We start from the raw sequence: 21,950 nt of genomic DNA, 5'->3' as shown, positions 1-21,950 counted from the left end.
CGGACCGCCCGGCGGTCAGGCCGCCGAGGAGACCACGGGGGCCTCGGCGACCGGGGCCATGCCGAAGTCGCGGAGCACCGCGCGCGCGGCCCGGCGCCCGGAGTGCAGGGCGCCCTGCACGGTGCTGGTGTCCCGGTGGTCACCGCAGACGTAGAGGCCGCTGAGTAATCGCACCGGACGGCGCAGATCGTGCGGGGCGGGCATGGCCGGCACCGCGTACGGGTCGTGGTGCGCGGCCAGCAGCTGCCAGCCCGAGGTGGAGGTGGCGTAGATCCGGGCGAGCTGGTGGCGGGCGGCCCGGTCCAGTTCGGCGACCGGCAGCCCGGCGGCGGCCCCCAGCACCGTCGAGGTGATCAGCGTGCGGCCGGGCGGGGTGCGTGACGGGTCGACCTCGCTGGCGACCGTGGTGTGGGCGACCGGGCCCCGGCCGTCGGCGGCCAGGACCAACGCGGCCTCCCGCAGCGGCGGGGCGTCGGCGGTGTGGTGCAGCACGGTGACCGGGTGGAAGCCGGGCAGCCGCAACCCCGGCAGCAGCTCCGCCGCGGCCCGGGCCCCGGTGGCCACCAACACCGACCGGCAGCCGAACTCGCCGTGCTCGGCGGTGGTCACCGAGGTGGTGGAGGCGGCGACGGCACGGACGCCGGTGCGCACGGTACCCGGCGGCAGGGTGGCGGCGAGGAGTTCGGGCAGCCGGGCCGCGCCCCCGGCCGGCAGACAGAGCCGGCCGCGCGCGTAACCGCGCAGCACCAGGTCGGCGCAGCGGCTGGAGGTGGTCAGCCCGGGATCCTGGAGCAGCGAGATCAGCAGCGGGCGCAGAAAGGTTTCGATGGTCCGGGACGGGAGCCCGCGGGCGGCCAGCGTCTCCCCGACCGGGCGGTCCGGCCGGGCGAGCAGCCGCGCGGACGGCTGGGCGGCGAGCCGGCTCAGCGCGGCCCCCAGCCGGGCCTGGTCGAGCGCCCCGCCGAGCGGGGCGCGCGCGGCACTGGCGAAGGCGCGGGCCCTGGTGAGTGCGCCCCTCGTGTTCCGTGGGCCGCCGATCCGCTGGGTGCGGCCGTCGCCGTGGACCAGCACCCCGGGGGAGAACGGCCGCAGCGCCAGCCCTTCCAGGCCCGGGCCGCGGCGCAGCTCCGGGTACGAGGTGATCAGCAGCTGGCCGCTGCGGTCCAGCCGGAATCCGTCGATCAGGTCGGTGGTCATCCGTCCGCCCACCCGTGGGGCGGCTTCCAGCACCGTGACCGAGACCCCGGCGCTGGTGAGTTGGTGAGCGGCGGCGAGACCGGCCGGGCCGGCCCCCACGATGACGACGTCGGTGTGATGCGCAGGCTGCTGCACGGGCCCTCCCGGAGGTCGGTGCGTTCGCTCGGGGGCCTGATGCCCGCAACAGGCCGCCCGGATACGTCCCCGGAACGACGGTAGGAGGGGAACCGGGCCCTCCCGGTCGGCGCGTTCACCGGGGCACGGGAGCACACCGGTCGCACGCCGGACGGGGGCACATCCCGGTGGCACACGGGGCCGTGCCACCGGGATGTGCCCCGGCCGGCCGGGGGAGTTCCGTGCCCGGTCAGGGAGTTGCGCGGTCGGTCCGGGGGTTTCCGCGATCGGTCCGGAGATCTCGTGCGGACCGGGGAAGTCACGTTGGGGCCGGGGAGATCCGGTGGGGAGGTCGGGTGCGTGCCGCCCCGGTCGGTCGGCCCGGGGCCGGGTGTCCAGGGGCGCGCGGGGGCCGCGAGGGGCCAGGGTGCGGGCCGTGTCGGCGGGCGCGGGACCGTCTCAGGTCGGGTCGGTGCGGTGCGGTGCGGTGCGGGGCCCGGCCGGGCTGGTCGGTACGGGGGCGGCCGGGCCGGCACGGGGTGCGTCGGCCGCTGCGGACCGGACGTCAGCCGGTACGGCGCGGCGGGCACATCGGGCGCGGGGAGCCCCGGACAGCCGCGGGGCGCCCGGGCCGGCGCGGGGCCGTTCCGGGTCGGTCGGGCCGCGCCGGTCAGCGCGGGGCGGCGGTCCAGGCGGCGCGGACCGCGTCCTCCACGGTGGGGTGGGCGAAGGTGAAGCCGGACTCCAGCAGCCGTGCGGGCAGCACCCGCTGACTGCCCAGCACGTCCCCCGCGACCTCGCCGAGCGCCAGCCGCAGCGCCCAGGCCGGCACCGGCAGCAGCGCCGGCCGGTGCAGCACCCGGCTCATCGCGGCCACCACCTCGCGGTTGGTCGCCGGGTGCGGAGCCGTCAGGTTCACCGGCCCGGCCAGTTCCTCGGTGCCGATGAGGTGGCGGAGCGCGGCGATGTGGTCGTGCAGCGAGATGAAGCTCCAGTACTGGCGGCCGTCGCCCAGCCGACCGCCCAGGCCGCACCGGAACAGCGGGAAGAGCCGGGCCCAGGCGCCGCCCTCCCGGGCCACGACCATCCCGGTACGGGCGTACACGGTACGCACGCCGGCCTCGGCCGCGATCTCCGCCGCCGCCTCCCACTCCTCGCACACCCGCGCCAGGAAGCCGTCGCCCTCGGGGTCCCGCTCGTCCACCGGGCGGCTGCCGGGATTTCCGTAGAACCCGGTGCCGCTGGCGGAGATCAGCACCCTGGGCGGGGTGTGCAGACCGGCCACGGCCTCGGCGATCGCGGCGGTGCCGAGCACCCGGCTGTCCCGTACGCGCTTCTTGTAGGCGTCCGACCAGCGGCGGTCGGCGACGCCCGCGCCGGCGAGGTGGACCACCGCGTCACAGCCCGCCAGCGCCGTGCCGTCCACCCACTGCCCATCCGGGTCCCACCGGGCCTCGTCCGCGGCGCGCGGCGGCCGGCGGACCAGGCGCAGCACCTGGTGGCCGTCGGCCGCCAGCGCGCGGACCAGTGCCGTACCGATGAGTCCGGAGGAGCCGGTGACCGCGACGCGCATGCCGGACATCCTCCCCCATCCGGACCGCCCGACACCCGCGCATCGCCGCCGCCACCGTGCCGGCCGGACCGGCGGCCGGGAGAGGTGCCGGGGAGGTGCTGGTCGTGCGGGGGCGGTACCGGCCGGGGGACGTGCCGCGGACCCGGGCCGTGCGGGCGGGGCGGGCGCGGGCCGGACGGCGCGCGGCAGGGTGCGCCGTGCCGGGCCCCGGTGCTGCCGGACGGGACGGGCGGAAGGAGCGGTACGGGCGGTACGGGTACCGGAGGGTGTGCCGCGGGGCACGGGCGGTGGTGGGCGGACCGCCGGGGCCGGCGCGGTGCTCCGGCGCCGTGCGGGAGCGGGTGCGGGGCGCTCGGTCGGGGCGGGGCCGGTGCGGGCCGGTGCGGGGTACGTCGAGACCCGGATGACCTGCGGGTATTCGGTGGCGGTGGGCCGACCGGGCTGCCAGAGTGGCCGGATGCCGAACACTGTGACCATACGCCCGGCCACCCTCGCCGACGATGCCGCGCTGGTGGACCTGGACCTCCGCACCTGGTCCACCCTGCACTCCGTACAGCCGGAGCCGGAGCAGGCCGCCGGGGCGGAGTCCTTCTTCAACGAGCGGACCCGGCCGGAGCACGTGCTGGTGGCCGAGGCCGGCGGAGACCTCGCCGGGTACGTCCGGGTGGTGCCGGCCACCCCCCTGGCCAGCAACGCGCACGTACGGCAGATCGGCGGGCTGGTGGTGGACGACCGGGCGCGCGGCCGGGGCGTGGCGCGGGCGCTGCTGCACGCGGCGGCCGACGAGGCCCGGCGGCAGGGCGCCACCCGGCTCACGCTGCGGGTGCTGGGCCACAACGCTCCCGCCCGTCGGCTCTACGAGTCCGAGGGGTACGTGGTGGAGGGTGTGCTGCGCGGCGAGTTCCTGCTGGACGGGGTGGCCGTGGACGACGTGCTGATGGCCCGCTCGCTGGCCGGCTGAACTCCGGCCGGCGGACCGGACGCCGGCGGACCGGATGACGACGAGCCGATGTCCGGGGCCGCCGGTCCGCGGTCAGTTCACCCGGCCGTCGGCGGTGCGCCCGGCCGTGGGTGGGGCGCCCGTCCGGCCTTCCGGCGGCCCGGTACAGGCGGCCGTGGCGGGTGTCCCGTGGGCGCCTCCCGGCCGTCGGTGTCCCGCCGGGCCTGCCGGCCGCCGGTGAAACCGTCCGGTTCCCGGTCCTCCGGCCGTCGGCCGTGACACAGGCGGGCCCGGGGGTGGGTGTGGCCGACCGGGCGCACTGTCCGGCCGGCGCCAGGGGCGGGACCGGCGTGCCCCGGCGGCCGTCACCGGTCCGGGTGGACCGGGGCACCTGGCGGCACGGCCGACCGGCACCCCGGCAGGCGGGTCGGGGCGCCGGCTGGACGGACCGGAAACCCGTAGGGGTGCCGGAACCCGTAAGGGGGCCGGAATCGGTAAGGGGGAGGGTTACCCGTAGGGGTGCCGGGACCTATAAGGGGAGCGTCACCCGTAGGGGTGCCGGAACCCGTGAGGGGAGCGCTACCCGTAGGGGTGCACCGGGGCCCGTGCGAGGACGAACGGTGAGCGGGGCCCGTAGGGGTTGGCGCCGGGGCCGGGGGGCCTGGGACCCGGCGCCCCGTGAGAGCCGGGCACCCGCTCGGGGTCGCGGTCCGGCCCGGGTGGGTCAGGTGCGGAACCGGGCCCAGAGGAGGGGGTAGCGCTCGGCGAGTGCCGTCTCGTCGTCGAGCGGCACCGGGGTGCCGTCCGGCTCGTCCCGGCGCGCGGGCAGCCCCAGCCCCGGGAGTTCCACCCCGGTCAGCTGCTCGTACGCCTCGTCCGCGACGTACCCGAGGTCCTCGCAGTCACCGTCCTCCCGCTCGTCGAAGTCCGGCAGGAGTTCGGCGAGCCGGTCCGGTTCGTGCAGCGCGCCCTCGAAGACCTCCCGGCCCTGCCCGATCAGCCAGCACCGGAAGGCCTCGAAGGCGTCGTCGTCGGCCGTGCCCAGCAGGATGCGCGCGGCACCCAGCAGGTCCCAGCGGTACGCCCGGTCGAAGCGGGCCTCGAAGTGACGGGCGAAGTCGAGCACCGCGTCCGGGTCCAGGTCCACCAGCCGCTCGACCAGCAGGTCGGACTGGTCCTCCGGATCGCCCTCGGCGGCTTCCCGGGTGCTGTCGATCAACTCCCAGAACTCCGTTTCGTCCATCACGGGACCAGCATCCGGCCTGCCGCCCGGCCCCGCACGCGGAACGGGCCCCGCGGGGGCGCGGGCCGGGGCCGACGAGGTCCCGCGCAGGGCCCGGCGGGCCTGGACACGGCCCGCGGGGCCCGTCCCCACGCGGGTCACCGGATGCGGCCGCCGCTCCCTCGGCGGACCCTGGTCCCAGGCCGGCGGGCCTCTGGACCCGGGCCCGGCGGACGGCGCCACCGGCCGGCCCGGGCCCGCGGGTCCACCGGACGGTCCCGGAGCCGGAGAAGCCACCGGGCGGCCCCGGGGAACCGGGGGAGTGGCCGGACCGGGGGAGGTGGCCGAGGAGGACCGGGGCCGTACGGGACGGACCGGTCGGGCCCGCACCGCCACGGCCGGGCGAACGGGCGGGCGGTGGCGGGACGCGGCGTCGGTTCGCTCCGGATCCGGTGAAGGACGCCGGAAATACGGACAGAAGATGTCGCCTTTCGCTGCGAGTCTCGGCGCGTCAACCACAGGTGGACCGAGAGGAAGAACAAGCAGTGACTGCACAGGGCACGCTCGCGGGGAAGATCGCACTGGTCGCGGGGGCCACCCGGGGCGCGAGCCGGGCGATCGCCGTCGAACTGGGGGCGGCCGGGGCCACCGTCTACGTCACCGGACGCACCACCGCCACGAACGTCAGCGAGGTGGGCCGGGCGACCGAGACCGTCGAGGGGACGGCGGAGCTGGTGACGGCGGCCGGCGGCACCGGCATCGCGGTCCCCACCGACCACCTGGAGCGTGAACAGGTCCAGGCGCTGGTGGAGCGGATCGACCGGGAGCAGGGGCGGCTGGACATCCTGGTGAACGGGGTCTGGGGTGGCGACTACCTCTGGGTCGGTGACGGCGGGCTGGACCGCAAGCTGTGGGAGGCCGACCTCGACGCCGGTCTGCGGATGCTCCGGCTCGGGGTCGTCACCCACCTCATCACCCACCGGTACGCGCTGCCGCTGCTCACCCGGAAGCCGGGCGGGCTGGTGGTGGAGGTGACCGACGGCACCGCCGAGTACATGCAGAAGTACCGGGGACAGATGTACTTCGACCTGGCCAAGTACGCGCCGATCCGGATGGCCTTCGGGCTCGGTGAGGAACTGAAGGACCTGGGCTGCACCGCGGTGTGCATCACGCCGGGCTACCTGCGGTCGGAGGCGATGCTCGACACCTACTTCAAGGTGACCGAGGAGAACTGGCGCGCGGGGATCGAACAGGACCCGAACTTCTGCATCTCCGAGACGCCCGCGTTCACCGGCCGCGCGGTGGCGGCACTCGCCGCGGACCCGGAGGTGGCCCGGTGGAACGGGCAGTCGCTCTCCAGCGGACAGCTGTCCCGGGTCTACGGCTTCACGGACCTGGACGGCACCCGGCCGGACGGCTGGCGCTTCATCATGGACGCCGAGGCGGGCCGGAAGCCGAAGGAGGAGGACTACCGCTAGACGGGGCGCGGCGGGCCGGCCACCGGCCGGGCTCCGGCCCGGTGGCCTCCGGGCCGCGCCGGTTCCGTACCGACCCGGGCGTGGCGGAGCACCACACCACGTGCCTCACCCGGGTGTGCCCGGTCGCGCCGGGGGGCCCGGGGTCCCGCCACGGCCCGGGGCGCCCGGGGGGCGCCGCAGACGCCGGGGGTGCCGCGGGTCACCGCCGGCATCGGCGGCCGGCGTGGAGGGGGCGGTGGGTTCCCGGCCGGCCGCCGTCGGGTCGCGGTTCGGCCGGCGGGAGCCGGCGCCGCGGGCCGGGCCCGGCACCAGGGGTCCCGGACCCGCCGCCGTGGGGTCCCGGAACAGCAGCCCGTCGGCCCCGGTCCCGGCCGGCCGGGACCGGGGGCGGGATCCGGCGGGCCCACGGGCGGGTGTCCGGCGGTGCGGGCGCGGGCCGGCCGGGGTCAGTCGGTGGCCGCGCCGGTCCCGCCGTAGAGGGCCGCGGCCCGCGCCGCCGCCCGTGCGAAGCGCTCGCGCAGCGCGGCCGGCCGCAGCACCTCGGCCTCCGGGCCCAGCGCCAGCAGCTGTTCGTAGGCGACCTCCAGCGACTCGACGGGCAGTGAGACGGTCACCCGGCCCTGCTCGTCGGGGTCGCCGGCCGCCGCCACGGCCTCCCGGCCGGCCGCGCGCTCGGTGACGTACGGCAGCCGCCGGGCGCCGGCCGGGGTCAGCCGGAGCACCACCCGCTCCCGCAGCAGCGAGCGGGCGAACTCGTCGGCCCGCTCGGCCCAGAACCGGGGCAGGTCGAAGTCGGGCGGCCGGTCGAACCGCTCCGCGCGCGGCTCCACGGCGGTGAACCGGTCCACCCGGTACACCCGCAGGTCCGCTCCCGCCCGGGCGGCCAGGTACCAGACCCCCGCCTTGAGCACCAGGCCGTACGGCTCCAGCTCGCGGACCACCTCGGTGTCCTTGCGCCGGTACCGGACGCCGATCCGCCGGTCGTCCCAGACCGCCTCCGCCACCGCGGGCAGCAGCTCGGGCGTCGTCGGCTCCTGCCACCAGCCCGGCGCGTCCAGGTGGAACCGCTGGGCCGCGCCGTCGGCGGCGTCCCGCAGTTCCGGGCGGAGGGCCGCGGACACCTTCAGCCGGGCCGCCGAGGCGGCGTCGTCCAGCCCCATCTCGCGCAGCGCGGACGGCACCCCGGAGAGGAAGAGCGTCTCCGCCTCGGTCCGGCCCAGCCCGGTGAGCCGGGTGCGGTACCCGCCGATCAGCCGGTACCCGCCGGCCCGTCCACGGTCCGCGTACACCGGCACCCCGGCCTCGGAGAGCGCCAGCACGTCCCGGGAGACGGTGCGCTCGGAGACCTCCAGCTCCCGCGCCAGTTCCGCGGCCGTCATCGACTCCCGGTTCTGGAGCAGCAGCACCAACTTGATCAACCGGGCAGCTCGCATGGCCCCATCCTGCCCCGCCGTGCCGGCACGGCGGCAAAAACCGGTCGCCGGCGGGCACCGGTCGCCGGCGGGCCCCCGTCCCGGCGGGCCACCGTGGCACCTGCCGTACGCGGGCCACTGCGGCACCGGCCATCGGCGGGTCACCGGATTCCGCGGTCACCGGTCGCCGGTGACACCGGGCGGCGGTCACCGACCGTCGGCGGCACCGGATTCCGGCGGTCACCGGGCAGGCGGTGGCACCGACCGTCGGTGGGGGCCGGGACGAGGCGTCGCCGCCGCCCCGGCCCCCACCGTGCCGGCTCACAGCCCGTAGCGCTCCCGGGCCTTGACCAGCGTCTGCGGGTCCGCCTCGCCCCGCTTGACCAGCGCGGCCAGCGCGGCGACCGTGATCGACTCGGCGTCCACCCGGAAGTGGCGGCGGGCCGCGTCGCGGGTGTCGGAGAGGCCGAAACCGTCGGTGCCCAGCGAGGTCCAGTCCTGCTCCACCCAGGGCGCGATCTGGTCCGGGACCGCCCGCATCCAGTCACTGACCGCGAGGACCGGGCCCGGTGCGCCTGCCAGGGCACGGGTGACGTACGGGACCCGGTCCTCGCCCTGGAGCCGCGCCGCGTCACAGGTCAGGGCGTCACGGCGCAGCTCGCTCCAGGAGGTGGCCGACCAGATGTCGGCCGATACGCCCCAGTCCTCGGCGAGCAGCCGCTGGGCGTCGAGCGCCCAGTGGATCGCCGTGCCGCTGGCGAGGATCTGGAGCCGCGGGGCCTCGGTTGCCGCGTAGCGGTACAGGCCGCGCAGGATGCCCTCCTCGACGCCGTCCGGCATCGCGGGCTGGGGCTTGGGCTCGTTGTAGACGGTCAGGTAGTAGAAGACGTCCTCCTGCCGGGCCGGGTCCGGCCCGTACATCCGGCGCAGCCCCTCCTTGACGATCACCGCGATCTCGTAGGCGAACGCGGGGTCGTAGATGAGCGCCGCCGGGTTGGTGGAGGCGATCAGCGGCGAGTGGCCGTCGGCGTGCTGGAGGCCCTCGCCGGTGAGCGTGGTCCGCCCGGCCGTGGCGCCGACCACGAAGCCCCGGCCGAGCTGGTCCGCCAGCTGCCAGAACTGGTCGCCGGTGCGCTGCCAGCCGAACATCGAGTAGAAGATGTAGAACGGGATCATCGGCTCGTCGTGCGTCGCGTACGACGTGGCGGCGGCGATGAAGTCGGCCATGGCGCCGGCCTCGGTGATCCCCTCGTTGAGGATCTGGCCGTCCTTGGCCTCCTTGTAGTACAGCAGCTGGTCGCGGTCGACCGGCTCGTACGTCTGTCCGAGCGGCGAGTAGATGCCGGCCGACGGGAACAGCGCCTCCATGCCGAAGGTGCGGGCCTCGTCGGGGACGATCGGCACCCAGCGGCGGCCGGTGCTCTTGTCCCGCATCAGGTCCTTCACCAGCCGGACGAACGCCATGGTGGTGGCGATCTCCTGGTTCCCGGACCCCTTCTGCAGCGCCTTGAAGGCACGCTCCTCGGGGTCGGGCAGCCCGGCCGACGGCAGCAGCCGGCGGGCCGGGGCGGGGCCGCCCAGCTCGGCGCGGCGCTCCTGGAGGTAGCGCACCTCCGGCGAGTCGGGGCCCGGGTGGCCGTAGGGGACCAGGCTCTCGTCCAGCTTGCTGTCCGGGATGGGCAGCTCCAGCAGGTCCCGCATGGCACGGAACTCCTTGCCGGAGAGCTTCTTCATCTGGTGGTTGGCGTTGCGCGACTCGAAGCCGGGGCCGAGGGTGTAGCCCTTGACGGTCTGCGCCAGGATCACCGTCGGGGCGCCGCGGTGCTCGGTCGCGGCCCGGTACGCCGCGTACACCTTGCGCGGTTCGTGCCCGGCGCGCGAGGTCTGGAAGCACTCGGTGATCCGGGCGTCGGTCAGCTGCCGGCCCAGCTCGGCCAGCGCCGGGTCGGCGCCGAAGAAGTGGTCGCGGATGTACCCGGCGTCGCGGGTGGCGTACGTCTGGAACTGGGCGTCCGGCACCTCGCCGAGCCGGCGGACCAGGGCACCGGTGGTGTCCAGCCGCAGCAGCTCGTCCCAGGCCGAACCCCACAGCGCCTTGATGACGTGCCAGCCGGCCGCGCGGAACTGCGCCTCCAGCTCCTGCACGATCTTGAAGTTGGCGCGGACCGGCCCGTCCAGGCGCTGCAGATTGCAGTTGATCACGAAGGTGAGGTTGTCCAGCCGCTCGCGGGCGGCGAGCGCCAGCGCGGCGGTGGACTCCGGCTCGTCCATCTCGCCGTCGCCGAGGAACGCCCAGACGTGCGAGCCGCTGGTGTCCTTGATGCCGCGGTTCTCCAGGTAGCGGTTGAACCGGGCCTGGTAGATCGCGGAGAGCGGGCCCAGGCCCATGGAGACGGTGGGGAACTCCCACAGCCAGGGCATCCGCCGCGGGTGCGGGTAGGACGGCAGCCCGGCGCCGCCCGCCTCCTGGCGGAAGTTGTCCAGCTGCCGCTCGTCGAGCCGGCCGTCGAGGAAGGCGCGGGCGTAGATGCCAGGGGAGGCGTGGCCCTGGATGTAGAGCTGGTCGCCGGAGCCGCCGGCGGCCTCCTTGCCCCGGAAGAAGTGGTTGAAGCCGGTCTCGTACAGCCAGGCGGCCGAGGCGAAGGTGGCGATGTGGCCGCCGACGCCGAGACGGGAACCACGGGTGACCATGGCCGCCGCGTTCCACCGGTTCCAGGCGGTGATCCGCCGCTCCATCTCCTCGTCGCCGGGGAAGGCGCCGTACGCGGACTCGGCGGCGGTCGGGATGGTGTTGATGTACTCCGTCTGCGGCAGCGCCGGGAGGGTGAGCCCCGTGTTCCGGGCGTGCTCCAGGGTGCGCCGCATCAGGTACGCGGCGCGGTGCGGGCCGGCCGCCCGGGTGACGGCGTCCAGAGAGGCCGCCCACTCGGCGGTCTCTTCGGGGTCCCGGTCCGGGAGCTGGTCGAGCTCACTGGGCTGGGGGCGTACGGAGTCGGTCATGATCGCCGCCTTCCGGACTCGAAGGGTCTGGCTGGAAGCCCTGAAGTGGCAGGACAGGGCGGGGGACCGGATGGGGTCCGCCGACGACTGTAAGTCCCTGATCGATGATCGATCAAAGCTTTCGAACGAAAAAGTGCTCCACGGGGCGAAATTGGCATTCCGTGCCGTGAAATCGGGCACCGAGTGCCGGTGGAAATGTGGGGAAATCCGGCGTGCACGGCGGCCCTGTCCGGGGCGCCGGTCGGGGCCTCGGGGTGTGCGGGTGCGTCGTTGTCCGCGGCGGGGCGCGGTGGCGCTGCCGGTGGCGCGGGACGGCCCGGGGCGCCGTACGAGAAGACGCGGGGGCGTACCAGACCCCCTTCGGGGAGGGGTGCCCGTACGGGCCGGCCGGTCGGGGGAGCCCGTACGGGGCCGGCGGAACGGGAGGATGGGGGAGGAGGCCGGACCGGGAGGACACCCGTACGGGTCACCAGGGGCAGCCCGTACGGGTACACCGGGGCGCGGGGAGGGCCGCCTGGGGAGCGCGGCGCCGGGGCTACCGGGAGGGCCGCCGCGGTGGCGGCGCCGGGCCGCCCGGGCCGCGGGCCGCCCGGGCCACGGGCCGGCGGTCTCAGGGCCACGGGCCGGCGGTCTCAGGGGCGCGGGCCGGCGGTCTCAGGGGCGCGGGCCGGCGGTCTCAGGGGCGCGGGCCGGCGGTCTCAGGGGCGCGGGGCGCAGCCCAGGACGTGCTCCTTCACCAGGGCGCCGATCCGGGGGTCGCGCCGCCGGAACGCCTCCACCAGTGCCTGGTGCTCCTCGGCGTAGCTCTGCTGGACCGTGCCCAGCCAGCGGATGGACAGCGCGGTGAACACCTCGATGCCCAGCGATTCCCAGGTGTGCAGCAGCACGCTGTTCCCGGAGGCCCGCACCAGCTCCCGGTGGAAGGCCACGGTGTGCCGCACCTGGGCCTCGGCGTCGGCGGTGCGGTCGGCCAGGTACAGCGCCGCGACCTCCGGCTCCAGCGCCGAGACGTCCGCCGCCAGCCGCTCGGCCGCCAGTTCCGCCGCGATCTGCTCCAGGCCCGCCCGTACCGGGTAGATCTCCTCCAGGTCGGCGGCGGTCACGTTCCGCACCCGCACGCCCTTGTTGGGCGCCGATTCGATCAGCCGCAGGGTCTCCAGCTCGCGCAGCGCCTCCCGGACCGGCGTCTGGCTGACCGCCAGCTCCACCGCGATCCGCCGCTCCACGATCCGCTCGCCCGGCTTCCAGCGTCCGCTGACGATCCCCTCCACGATGTGCTCGCGGATCTGTTCCCGCAGCGACTGGACGACGGGTGGGGTCATGTGCGGCTCCTGACGGGCGGCGGCGGGTACCGGGGGACGGCGCGTGGGCGACGGGTACCGGGGGACTGCGTAGACAATACGGCGGCGCCCCCGCCCGGAAGGGGTTCCGGGCGGGGGCGCCGCTGGTGAGGCTGGTTACACGTACGGCCGGGAGACCTCCCCGTGCCGTACCGGTGGCCGGGCCGGGGCCCGGCCACCACGCCGGTCACAGGCCGAGGTCCACCTCGAACTCACCGGACTCCAGGATCGCCTTGACGGTCGTCAGGTAGCGGGCCGCGTCGGCGCCGTCCACCAGGCGGTGGTCGTAGGACAGGGCGACGTAGGTCATGTCCCGGATGGCGATGGTCTCGCCGAGGTCCGGGTGGTTGACGACCACCGGACGACGGACGGTCGCACCGATCCCCAGGATCGCGACCTGGTTCGGCGGCACGATGATCGTGTCGAACAGCGCGCCGCGCGAACCGGTGTTGCTGATGGTGAAGGTCCCGCCCGCCAGGTCGTCCGGGGTGATCTTGCTGGCCCGGACGGCGGCCGCCAGCTCCGCGGTCTTCTTCGCGATGCCGGCCAGGTTGAGGTCACCGGCACCCTTGATGACCGGGGTCATCAGACCCTTCTCCGAGTCCACCGCGATACCGATGTTCTCGGTGTCGAAGTAGGTGATGGTGCCCTCGTCCTCGTTGATCCGGGCGTTGATGACCGGGTGGGCCTTCAGCGCCTGGGCCGCCGCCTTGACGAAGAACGGCATCGGGGACAGCTTGACGCCCTCGCGGGCGGCGAAGGACTCCTTGGCCTGGGCGCGCAGCCGCATGATCTTGGTGACGTCCACCTCGACCACGCTGGTCAGCTGGGCCTGGCCGTGCAGCGCCTTCATCATGTTGTCGCCGATGACCTTGCGCATGCGGGTCATCTTCACCGTCTGGCCACGCAGCGGCGAAGCCTCCACCGCGGCGGCCTTCGGGGCCGCGGCCGGGGCCGGGGCCGGGGCCTTGGCGGCCTCGGCGGCGGCGATGACGTCCTGCTTGCGGATGCGGCCACCGACACCGGTGCCGCGCACCGACGCCAGGTCCACACCGGACTCGGCGGCCAGCTTGCGCACCAGCGGGGTGACGTACGCGCCCTCACCGCCGGCCGCGGGGGGCCTGGGCAGGGGGCGGCCGGAGCCGGGGCGGGCGCGGGCGCCGGAGCGGCCGGGGCCTGCGGGGCCGGAGCCGGCGCGGGGGGCCGGAGCCGGGGCGGGCTCCGGAGCCGGGGGCCAGGGGCAGGGGGCCGGGGCGGGCTCCGGGGCCGGGGCGGGCTCCGGGGCGGCGGCCGGGGCCGGGGCGGCGGGAGCGGCGGCCGGGGCGGCACCCGCGGCACCGATGACGGCGAGCTTGGCGCCGACCTCGGCGGTCTCGTCCTCGCCGACCAGGATCTCCAGCAGGGTGCCGGAGGCTGGGGCCGGGATCTCGGTGTCCACCTTGTCGGTGGAGACCTCCAGCAGCGGCTCGTCGGCCTCGACCGAGTCGCCCACCGCCTTCAGCCAGCGGGTGACGGTGCCCTCGGTGACGCTCTCGCCGAGCGCCGGCAGGGTGACGTCGGTGCCCTCGGCGGCACCGGACGGGGGCGGCGGCAGGGGGCGGCCAGGGGCCTCCTCGGCCTGGGCCGGGGCGGGCTCGGGCTGGGCCGGGGGCGGGCTCGGGCTGGGCGGCGGGCGCCTCGGCGGGGGGCCTCGGCGGCGGCCGGGGCCGGAGCCTCGGCCGGGGCGCCGGAGCCGTCGTCGATGACGGCCAGCTCGGCGCCGACCTCCACCGTCTCGTCCTCGGCCACCTTGATGGAGGTGAGAACACCGGAGGCCGGGGCCGGGATCTCGGTGTCCACCTTGTCGGTGGAGACCTCCAGCAGCGGCTCGTCGGCCTCGACGCGCTCACCCTCGGCCTTCAGCCAGCGGGTGACGGTGCCCTCGGTGACGCTCTCGCCGAGCGCCGGCAGGGTTACGGAAACCGCCATGGTTTCAGTTGCTCCTTACGGATGGTCCCCCCGCTCCGCGCGGTGTCGGAGCGGGGAAGTGCGGATGGGTCGCGCCCGGTGAAATGACTAGTCGTGGGAGTGCAGCGGCTTGCCGGCCAGCGCCAGGTGCGCCTCGCCGAGAGCCTCGTTCTGCGTCGGGTGCGCGTGGATGAGCTGCGCGACCTCGGACGGCAGCGCCTCCCAGTTGTAGATCAGCTGCGCCTCTCCGACCTGCTCGCCCATACGGTCACCGACCATGTGGACGCCGACCACGGCGCCGTCCCGGACCTGGACGAGCTTGATCTCGCCCGCGGTCTTGAGGATCTTGCTCTTGCCGTTGCCGGCGAGGTTGTACTTCAGGGCGACGACCTTGTCCGCGCCGTACAGCTCCTTCGCCTTGGCCTCGGTGATGCCGACGGAGGCGACCTCCGGGTTGCAGTAGGTCACCCGCGGCACGCCGTCGTAGTCGATCGGCACGGTCTTCAGACCGGCCAGCCGCTCGGCCACCAGGATGCCCTCGGCGAAGCCGACGTGCGCCAGCTGCAGCGTCGGGACGAGGTCACCGACGGCCGAGATGGTCGGCACGTTGGTCCGCATGTACTCGTCCACCAGGACGTAGCCGCGGTCCATGGCGACCCCGGCCTCCTCGTAGCCCAGGCCCTGCGAGACCGGGCCGCGGCCGACGGCGACCAGCAGGAGCTCCGCCTCGAAGGTCTTGCCGTTCTCCAGGGTCACCTTCACGCCGTCGGCGGTGTGCTCCACGCCCTGGAAGCGGGCGCCGAGGGAGAAGTTGATGCCCCGCTTGCGGAACGCGCGCTCCAGCAGCTTCGAGCTGTTCTCGTCCTCCACCGGCACCAGGTGCGGCAGCGCCTCGACGATGGTGACGTCGGTGCCGAAGGACTTCCACGCGGAGGCGAACTCGACGCCGATCACGCCGCCGCCCAGCACGATCGCGGACTTCGGCACGCGGTCCAGCACCAGCGCGTGGTCGGAGGTGATGACGCGCTCGCCGTCGATCTCCAGACCCGGCAGCGACTTCGGCACCGAACCGGTCGCCAGCAGGACGTGGCGGCCGGTGTAGCGCTGGCCGTTCACATCGACGCTGGTGGGGGAGGACAGCCGGCCCTCGCCCGTCACGTAGGTGACCTTGCGGGCCGAGATCAGCCCCTGCAGGCCCTTGTAGAGGCCGGCGACCACGCCGTCCTTGTACTTGTGGACACCGGCGATGTCGATGCCCTCGAAGGTGGTCTTCACACCGAACTCGGCGCTCTCGCGGGCGGAGTCGGCGACCTCACCGGCGTGCAGCAGAGCCTTCGTGGGGATGCAGCCGCGGTGCAGGCAGGTGCCGCCCACCTTGTCCTTCTCGATCAGGGCGACGTCCAGGCCCAGCTCGGCGCCTCGCAGCGCGGCGGCGTAACCACCACTTCCGCCGCCGAGGATCACTAGGTCGAAAACGGTGCTGGCGTCGTTCGCCACGTCACGTCCTCCATGCATGGTGCGCCGGGGCCGGTCGTCGGTGACCGGGCGGCGGCTGTTGTTCGGCCGCTGATTGCTTCGGCCCTGCTGTCGGGGCCCTGTCCTGCCGAGACAACATCTTCGCACCTGTCGGCGGGTGGCGGGACGCGGGGCCCGGTGTGTGAGACACCCGTCAGCCCTCCGGTGAGGGTTACCCGGGCGTAGTGAGCTGCGGATTCCGTACGCCGTCCGCCGTCGGCTGAATCCCGTCCGGCGCCGTTCCGCGGGGACCCCGCGGGGACCGGAACGGCCCGCCGGCGCCCGGTCCGCACCGGTTTCCGCACCCGGGGCCCGGAGGGACCGGCGGCCGGATCCGTACGGCGTCCCGCGGGAGCGGCAGCGGCGGCCGCCTGCGGCGGCCGGCCGTTCCGGCGGTCCCGCGGGGGACCGGGGCGTGCGCCGGGCCGTGGCCCGCGGGGGACCGGGCCGGTGTCCCGCGGGTGGTCCGGGGCGGGGCGTCCGGGCCGTGGGCCGGGCGGGGGGCGCCGGACGCGGGAACCACCCGGCCGGCACCCCCGCCGCGGCTCAGCCCAGCTCGCCGTCGGCGGTGCGCTCGGCCAGCCGCACCAGGGTCCGCACCGCGATGCCGGTGCCGCCCTTGGGGGTGTAGCCGAACGGGCCGGACTCGTTGAAGGCCGGGCCGGCGATGTCCAGGTGCGCCCAGGCGATGCCCTCGCCGACGAACTCCTTCAGGAACAGGCCGGCGACCAGGCCGCCGCCCATCCGCTCGCCCATGTTGGCGATGTCGGCGACCGGCGAGTCCATGCCCTTGCGCAGGTGGGACGGGAGCGGCATCGGCCAGGACTCCTCGCCGACCTCCTCGGCGACCTCGTGGATCGCGGCGCGGAACGCGTCGTCGTTCGCCATGATCCCGAAGGTGCGGCTGCCGAGCGCCACCATCATGGCGCCGGTCAGGGTCGCCACGTCCACGATGGCGTCCGGCTTCTCCTCCGAGGCGCGGGTCAGCGCGTCGGCGAGCACCAGCCGGCCCTCGGCGTCGGTGTTCAGCACCTCGACGGTCTTGCCGCTGTACATCGTCAGCACGTCGCCCGGGCGGGTGGCCGACCCGGAGGGCATGTTCTCGGCCAGCGCCAGCCAGCCGGTGACGTTCACCCGCAGGCCCAGCCGGGCCGCGGCCACCACGGCGGCGAACACGGCGGCGGCACCGCTCATGTCGCACTTCATGGTCTCGTTGTGGCCGGCCGGCTTGAGCGAGATGCCGCCCGAGTCGTAGGTGATGCCCTTGCCGACCAGCGCCAGGGTCCGGTCCGCCTTGGCGTGCCGGTAGGCGATCTTGACCAGGCGCGGCGGGGCGTCCGAGCCCCGGCCGACGCCGAGGATGCCGCCGTAACCGCCCTTGGCCAGCGCCTTCTCGTCCAGCACCTCGACCTTCAGGCCCAGCTCCTTGGCGGTGGCCTGGGCCTCGGCGGCGAACGCCTTGGGGTCGAGCACGTTGGGCGCGGTGTTGATCAGGTCGCGGGCCCGGTTGACCTCCTCGGCCAGCACCGTGGCGCGCTCGGCCGCGGCCTTGAACGCCTTGTCGCGCGGCTTGGCGCCGAGCAGCGCCACCTCGGCCAGCGGGGCACCGCTCGCCTTCTTGTCGTCCCCGCTCCGGTGGGCGGTGAACGCGTACGCGCCCAGCAGCGCACCCTCGGCGATGGCGGCCACGTCGTCCGCATCCTGGATGGGCAGCGCGAACGCGCCCTTCTTGGAGCCGGCCAGGGCCCGGGCGGCGGCACCGGCGGCCCGGCGCAGCGCCTCGGTGCCGTACCCACCGTCCTCGGCCGGGACGTCGCCCAGACCGACCGCGAGCACCACCGGCGCCTTCCAGCCGGCCGGCGAGGGGAGCTTGGTCACCTCGCCCTCGGCGCCGGTGGCACCGAGGGTCTCCAGAACGGTCGCCAGCTTGCCGTCGAACGCGGCGTCAACCGCCTCCGCGCCCGCGGCGACGACGGGGGCCTTGGGGCCCTTCGCCACACCTACGACGACGGCGTCGGCGCGCAGCGACGCCGCGGAGGAAGTGCTGAGAGTGAGTGCAGTCACGGTGTTGGGGTCCCTCTTCCGGTAGTTCCTCGGCCGATGGGTGGGCCGGCCGCGCCCGGGTGGCATCGTATGCGCCGGTCGGCGGGCGTCCGGGGCCGGGCGGTGGCCGATGGCCGCCAGGCGGGCTCATGGTCAGCGCGAGCCTAACCCTCACCGCCCGTTCACGTGCCGCTCGTCTCCGGTACGGGACCGCGCGGCCGCGGGCCCCGGGACGCCGGTTGCGCGGGTGGGCGGAGCGGGGCGGGGACGCCCCGGGGGTTCCGTCCCGGGCTCCCGGGGTCCGGGGTTCGACGTCCGGGCCCTGGCTTCCGTGCCGGGATTTCGGTACGGGGCGGAGGTTCGCGCCCTGGCCGGGTCCGGGGCTCGGCCCTCGGGTTCAGCCGCGGGTTTCCGTCCCGGTTTCCGGTACGGGTGCGCCTCCCGGCTCCCGGCTCCTGGCCGCGGCCGGGACCGGGGCGGAAGCCGGACGCCGAGGGCGGCCGGTGAGGGCGGTGCGGGTGGGCGCGGGGTGGGTGGGCGCGGGGTGGGGGCCCGCCGCTCGCGAAGGCGGTGCGGGTGCGGCGGTCTGGTGCGGTCCGGTGGCGTGGGCGTGGGTGCGGGAGGGCCGGTGCGGGTCCGGCGGCGGCGTTACGGCCGGGCGGCCGGGCCGCCGTCAGCCCAGGGTCAGCACGACCAGCGCGGTGACGGTGGCGGTCTCCGCCAGGCCGCCGAAGACATCGCCGGTCACCCCGCCGAAGCGGCGGCGGCAGTGCCGCAGCAGCAGCTCCGCGGCGGTCAGCGCGGCCGCCACGGCCAGCGCGTGCCCCAGCGCCGCGTAGGGGCCGAACCCCGCTCCCAGCGCCGCGCCGCCCGCCAGGACAACCACCGCCACCGCCACCGCCGAGCGGACCGGCACCGCCCCGGCGACCGCGGCGCCCAGGCCCTCGGGCCGGGCCGCGGGGACCGTGCTCCGGGCGGCGAGGGTCAGCGCGCAGCGCGCCACCGTCCCGGCCAGGGCCGCCGCGGCCGCGCCCCGTGCCCAGCTGTCGGAGTAGAGCTCGGCGACCGCCGCGACCTGGGCGAGCAGCGCGAGGAGCAGGGTGATCACGCCGAACGGCCCGATGTCGGACCGCTTCATGACACGCAGCGCGTCCTCGGCCGGCTTCCCGCAGCCCAGCCCGTCGGCGGTGTCGGCCAGCCCGTCCAGGTGGAGCCCCCGGGTCAGTACGGCGGGCACCGCGACGGTGGCCACCGCGGCGAGCAGCGGGCCACCGCCGGCGAGCAGCAGCAGCCCGCCGGCCCACGCCGCGCACAGGCCGATCACCAGACCGGGCAGCGGGGCGCAGAGCATCCCGGTGTGGGCGGCGCCCCGGTCCCAGCGCGCCACCCGCACCGGCAGCGCGGTGAGCGTGCCGAAGGCGAAGCGCAGCCCGTCGGGGAGGGGCGCCCGCGGCGGGTGCGGCGGGCGTGCGGGGGACTGCTGCGGCGTGGTGTCCATCGCGCGGCAGGCTATCGCGCAGGCTGAGGGGGAGCGTCGGCGCGGCGGTGGTGCGCGCGATGGTGCGGGCAGTGGCCTCCGCGGCGGCGCCGGGGCCGGCACGCGGGCGCCCGCCGGCGCGGGCGTGACGGCGATGACGTGTGACCGACGACCGACGACCGACGACCGACGACCGACGACCGACGACCGACGAGCGACGGGCACGGAGGGACATGGGCCACTGGTGGGAGCGGAACATCGCGGAGCCCGGCAAGCTCCCGCTCTTCCTCGCGCTGTCCTCGTTCATCCTGACGTTCCTGATCACCCGCACCGTCACCCGGATGATCAAGGCCGGCCGCGGGCCGTTCCGGAACGTCACGCCCGGCGGACTCCACATCCACCACGTGGTGCCCGGCGTGGTGCTGAGCGTGATCGGCGGCTTCGGCGCGGTCGCCAGCGGCACGCACGGCGGCGGCGCCTACGCGTCGGCGGTGCTGTTCGGGGTGGGGGCCGGGCTGGTGCTGGACGAGTTCGCGCTCATCCTGCACCTCCAGGACGTGTACTGGAGCGAGCAGGGGCGGCAGAGCGTCGAGGCCGTGGTGCTCACCGCGGCACTGGTCCTGCTGCTGCTCAGCGGCTTCCTGCCGTTCGGGGTCAACGACCTCACCGATGAGGAGGAGAGCGACCGGCTGGCCGTGGTGGCGAACATCGTGGCCAACTTCGCCGTCGCGCTGCTCGCCCTGGTCAAGGGCAAACCCCGGATGGCGGTGGTCGGGGTGCTGCTGCCACCGGTGGCGATCGTCGGCGCGCTGCGGCTGGCCCGCCCCGGCTCCTGGTGGGCCCGGCACGCCTACCACCGCCGGCCCCGCGCCCGGCACCGGTCACAGGTCCGGGCCCGCCGCCACGACCTGCGCTGGAACGCGGTGCGGCGGCGGTTGCAGGACTGGGTCGGCGGATTCCGCGAGCCCCCGTCCGGGCCGGGGCCCGGACCCGGAACCGGTGCCGACGGGGCCGGCGACGGTGGGCGCGGCCCGGACGGTGGCTCCGGCTCCGGTGGGTCCGGCCCGGCGGACGGCTGACCCGCGGCGTCGTACGGATACGGGTGCGGGGCGGGTGCGGAACGGGTGCGGGGCGCCCGGACCGGCGCGGCGCCGGCGGGACGGGCGCCCCGCGGCGGCTGCCTGGTGGGGCCGGCGCGGTGGGCGGTCAGTCGCGTTCGGGGAGCTCCGCCAGGAGCGCGGCGGCCGCCTGCACCAGCGGCAGGGCGAGCAGCGCCCCGGTCCCCTCGCCCACCGTGACGCCGTGGTCCAGCAGCGGCACCAGCGACATCCGGTCCAGCGCCTTCTCCTGCGCCGGCTCGCCGCTCGCCTGGCCGGCCTGCCACCAGTCCGGGGCCCGGAAGGCGACCCGCTGGGCCACCAGGGCGCACGCGGCCGAGACCACCCCGTCCAGGATCACCGGGGTCCGCCGCACCGCGCTCTGCAGCAGGAACCCGGTCATCGCGGTGAGGTCCGCGCCGCCCACGGTGGCCAGCAGCTTGAGCTGGTCGCCGATGACCGGCCGCGCCCGCCGCAGACCGTCCCGGATCGCCGCGCACTTGCGCATCCACGCCAGGTCGTCGATGTGCGCGCCGCCCCGGCCGGTGACCACCGAGGCGTCGGTGCCGCACAGCGCGGCGATCAGGGTGCCCGCCGCCGTGGTGCCGCCGACGCTGATGTCGCCCAGCACCACCAGGTCGGTACCGGCGTCGGCCTCCTCGTCCGCCACCGCCATGCCGGCCCGGAACGCCTGCTCGGCCTCGTCCTCGGTGAGGGCGTCCGCGATGTCCAGCCGTCCCGAGCCGCGCCGCACCCGGTGCCGGGTGATCTCGGCGGGCAGCAGCTCCGGGTCGCAGTCGAGCGACATGTCGACAACCCGCAGCGGCACCCCGAACCGCCGGGCCAGCACGCCGATCGGGCTCACCCCGTCCAGCGCCGCCCGCACCAGGGTGGCCGCAGACCCGGCGGGGCGGCCGGAGACGTCGAGGTGGGCCACCCCGTGGTCACCCGCGAAGAGCACCACGCGCGGCTGTTCGACGGGCCTGACCGGCACCTGCCCCTGGGCAGCGCTCAGCCACTCGCCGAGTTCGTCCAGCCGGCCGAGGGCGCCGGGGGCCACCGTCAGCCGCTCCCGCCGCTCCTCGGCGTCGCGCCGGACGCTGCCGTCGGGCCGCTCGATCAGGTCCACGAAGTCATCCAGATTCAGACCGCTCACCCGCGGAACCCTACCCGTAGCACGGTCGAACGGGGCCTGCCGGAGGGCGCCTTCGACGGCCGCCCGGCACCCCGCTCGCCGTGCCCGCCGCGGTCGTCCCGGGCGGCTCGTCCCACCCGCCCCGGTTCGCCCCCCGCACTCCGTCCGGCACGTCCCGCCCGGGTCCCCCCCGCGGGCCACCCGCCGCGGCCCGCCCGGGCCCTCCCGCGCGTACCGCGTACGCCCCACCAGGGTCTCCTCCGCGCGCGGCCACCCCGCATCCCCGGCCCGGGCCCCCGTAGGGGCATCACGGACCGCTTCGGAGGCCCTGATCAGGGGCACCCCGCGTGTGGCGCCCCTGATCAGGGCCTCACGGCAGGGCACCCCAGGGGTCCCGGGGGGTCCCGTCCCCGGTACGGCCTCCGGGCCCCTACGGGTCACCGCACCGGCCGAGCCCCGG

The 21,950-nt window shown here is 75.9% G+C and carries 14 protein-coding genes and 1 pseudogene; 3 read left to right on the top strand and 12 right to left on the bottom strand.

Annotated elements, in window-relative coordinates; genetic code table 11:
- Positions 1-15: 15 nt before the first annotated feature.
- Together IHE55_RS06620 and IHE55_RS06615 are read right to left on the bottom strand one after the other, a co-directional pair.
- Positions 16-1,332 (bottom strand): NAD(P)/FAD-dependent oxidoreductase, encoded by a 1,317-nt coding sequence (locus IHE55_RS06620; protein ID WP_197988180.1) that lies wholly within the window; start codon positions 1,330-1,332, stop codon positions 16-18.
- Between the two features lie 649 nt (positions 1,333-1,981).
- Entirely contained in the window at positions 1,982-2,893 is a 912-nt protein-coding gene (locus IHE55_RS06615) for a TIGR01777 family oxidoreductase (RefSeq protein WP_197988179.1), read from the bottom strand.
- 448 nt (positions 2,894-3,341) lie between these two features.
- On the opposite strand from IHE55_RS06615, the gene IHE55_RS06610 reads away from it, so the two are divergent.
- Positions 3,342-3,845 carry a GNAT family N-acetyltransferase gene (locus IHE55_RS06610; RefSeq protein ID WP_197988178.1) on the top strand — a complete coding sequence of 168 codons (504 nt, stop codon included), beginning with the start codon at positions 3,342-3,344 and terminating at the stop codon, positions 3,843-3,845.
- Between the two features lie 703 nt (positions 3,846-4,548).
- Here IHE55_RS06610 and IHE55_RS06605 read toward each other — a convergent pair.
- The gene (locus tag IHE55_RS06605; protein ID WP_197991824.1) at positions 4,549-5,067 is read right to left on the bottom strand and encodes a DUF4240 domain-containing protein; all 519 of its coding nucleotides are present in this window, start codon (positions 5,065-5,067) and stop codon (positions 4,549-4,551) included.
- 524 nt (positions 5,068-5,591) lie between these two features.
- Between IHE55_RS06605 and IHE55_RS06600 the strand changes: the two genes are divergently transcribed.
- Positions 5,592-6,524: an SDR family oxidoreductase gene (locus IHE55_RS06600; RefSeq protein ID WP_197988177.1), complete on the top strand. Its 933-nt coding sequence runs from the start codon at positions 5,592-5,594 to the stop codon at positions 6,522-6,524.
- Between the two features lie 446 nt (positions 6,525-6,970).
- On the opposite strand, the gene IHE55_RS06595 is transcribed toward IHE55_RS06600, so the two are convergent.
- The 8 genes and pseudogenes from IHE55_RS06595 to IHE55_RS06565 form a co-directional block, all read right to left on the bottom strand.
- Positions 6,971-7,957, bottom strand: a complete 987-nt coding sequence (locus tag IHE55_RS06595) for a helix-turn-helix transcriptional regulator (RefSeq protein ID WP_197988176.1) — start codon at positions 7,955-7,957, stop codon at positions 6,971-6,973.
- 300 nt (positions 7,958-8,257) lie between these two features.
- The gene (gene aceE / locus IHE55_RS06590) at positions 8,258-10,936 is read right to left on the bottom strand and encodes a pyruvate dehydrogenase (acetyl-transferring), homodimeric type (RefSeq protein ID WP_197988175.1); all 2,679 of its coding nucleotides are present in this window, start codon (positions 10,934-10,936) and stop codon (positions 8,258-8,260) included.
- Between the two features lie 698 nt (positions 10,937-11,634).
- A complete protein-coding gene (locus IHE55_RS06585) occupies positions 11,635-12,258 on the bottom strand; it encodes a GntR family transcriptional regulator (protein ID WP_197988174.1) in 624 nt (207 codons plus the stop codon).
- Between the two features lie 205 nt (positions 12,259-12,463).
- Positions 12,464-13,891: pseudogene (gene sucB, locus IHE55_RS06580) on the bottom strand (2-oxoglutarate dehydrogenase, E2 component, dihydrolipoamide succinyltransferase); the annotation flags it as partial.
- A complete protein-coding gene (locus IHE55_RS30825; protein ID WP_232265474.1) occupies positions 13,774-14,244 on the bottom strand; it encodes a biotin/lipoyl-containing protein in 471 nt (156 codons plus the stop codon). The pseudogene sucB and the gene IHE55_RS30825, both read right to left, overlap by 118 nt.
- Before the next feature lie 87 nt (positions 14,245-14,331).
- Positions 14,332-15,720, bottom strand: coding sequence for a dihydrolipoyl dehydrogenase (gene lpdA / locus IHE55_RS06575; RefSeq protein ID WP_197988173.1), 1,389 nt, complete (start codon positions 15,718-15,720; stop codon positions 14,332-14,334).
- 564 nt (positions 15,721-16,284) lie between these two features.
- Complete coding sequence (locus IHE55_RS06570; RefSeq protein ID WP_197988172.1) at positions 16,285-17,802, bottom strand: leucyl aminopeptidase; 1,518 nt, start codon at positions 17,800-17,802, stop codon at positions 16,285-16,287.
- Positions 17,803-18,454: 652 nt separating this feature from the next.
- Positions 18,455-19,279 carry an adenosylcobinamide-GDP ribazoletransferase gene (locus IHE55_RS06565; protein WP_197988171.1) on the bottom strand — a complete coding sequence of 275 codons (825 nt, stop codon included), beginning with the start codon at positions 19,277-19,279 and terminating at the stop codon, positions 18,455-18,457.
- Positions 19,280-19,491: 212 nt separating this feature from the next.
- Here IHE55_RS06565 and IHE55_RS06560 point away from each other — a divergent pair, with 212 nt between their 5' ends.
- Positions 19,492-20,337 carry a hypothetical protein gene (locus tag IHE55_RS06560; protein ID WP_197988170.1) on the top strand — a complete coding sequence of 282 codons (846 nt, stop codon included), beginning with the start codon at positions 19,492-19,494 and terminating at the stop codon, positions 20,335-20,337.
- Between the two features lie 127 nt (positions 20,338-20,464).
- Here the strand turns inward: IHE55_RS06560 and cobT are convergent, their stop codons facing one another.
- Positions 20,465-21,502: a nicotinate-nucleotide--dimethylbenzimidazole phosphoribosyltransferase gene (cobT, locus tag IHE55_RS06555; protein ID WP_197991823.1), complete on the bottom strand. Its 1,038-nt coding sequence runs from the start codon at positions 21,500-21,502 to the stop codon at positions 20,465-20,467.
- Positions 21,503-21,950 lie beyond the last annotated feature (448 nt).

The organism is Streptomyces pactum (assembly GCF_016031615.1).
Taxonomy (GTDB): domain Bacteria; phylum Actinomycetota; class Actinomycetes; order Streptomycetales; family Streptomycetaceae; genus Streptomyces; species Streptomyces pactus.
The sequence above is the reverse complement of the archived record's forward strand: the minus strand, read 5'-3'. Positions and strand labels throughout refer to the sequence as shown.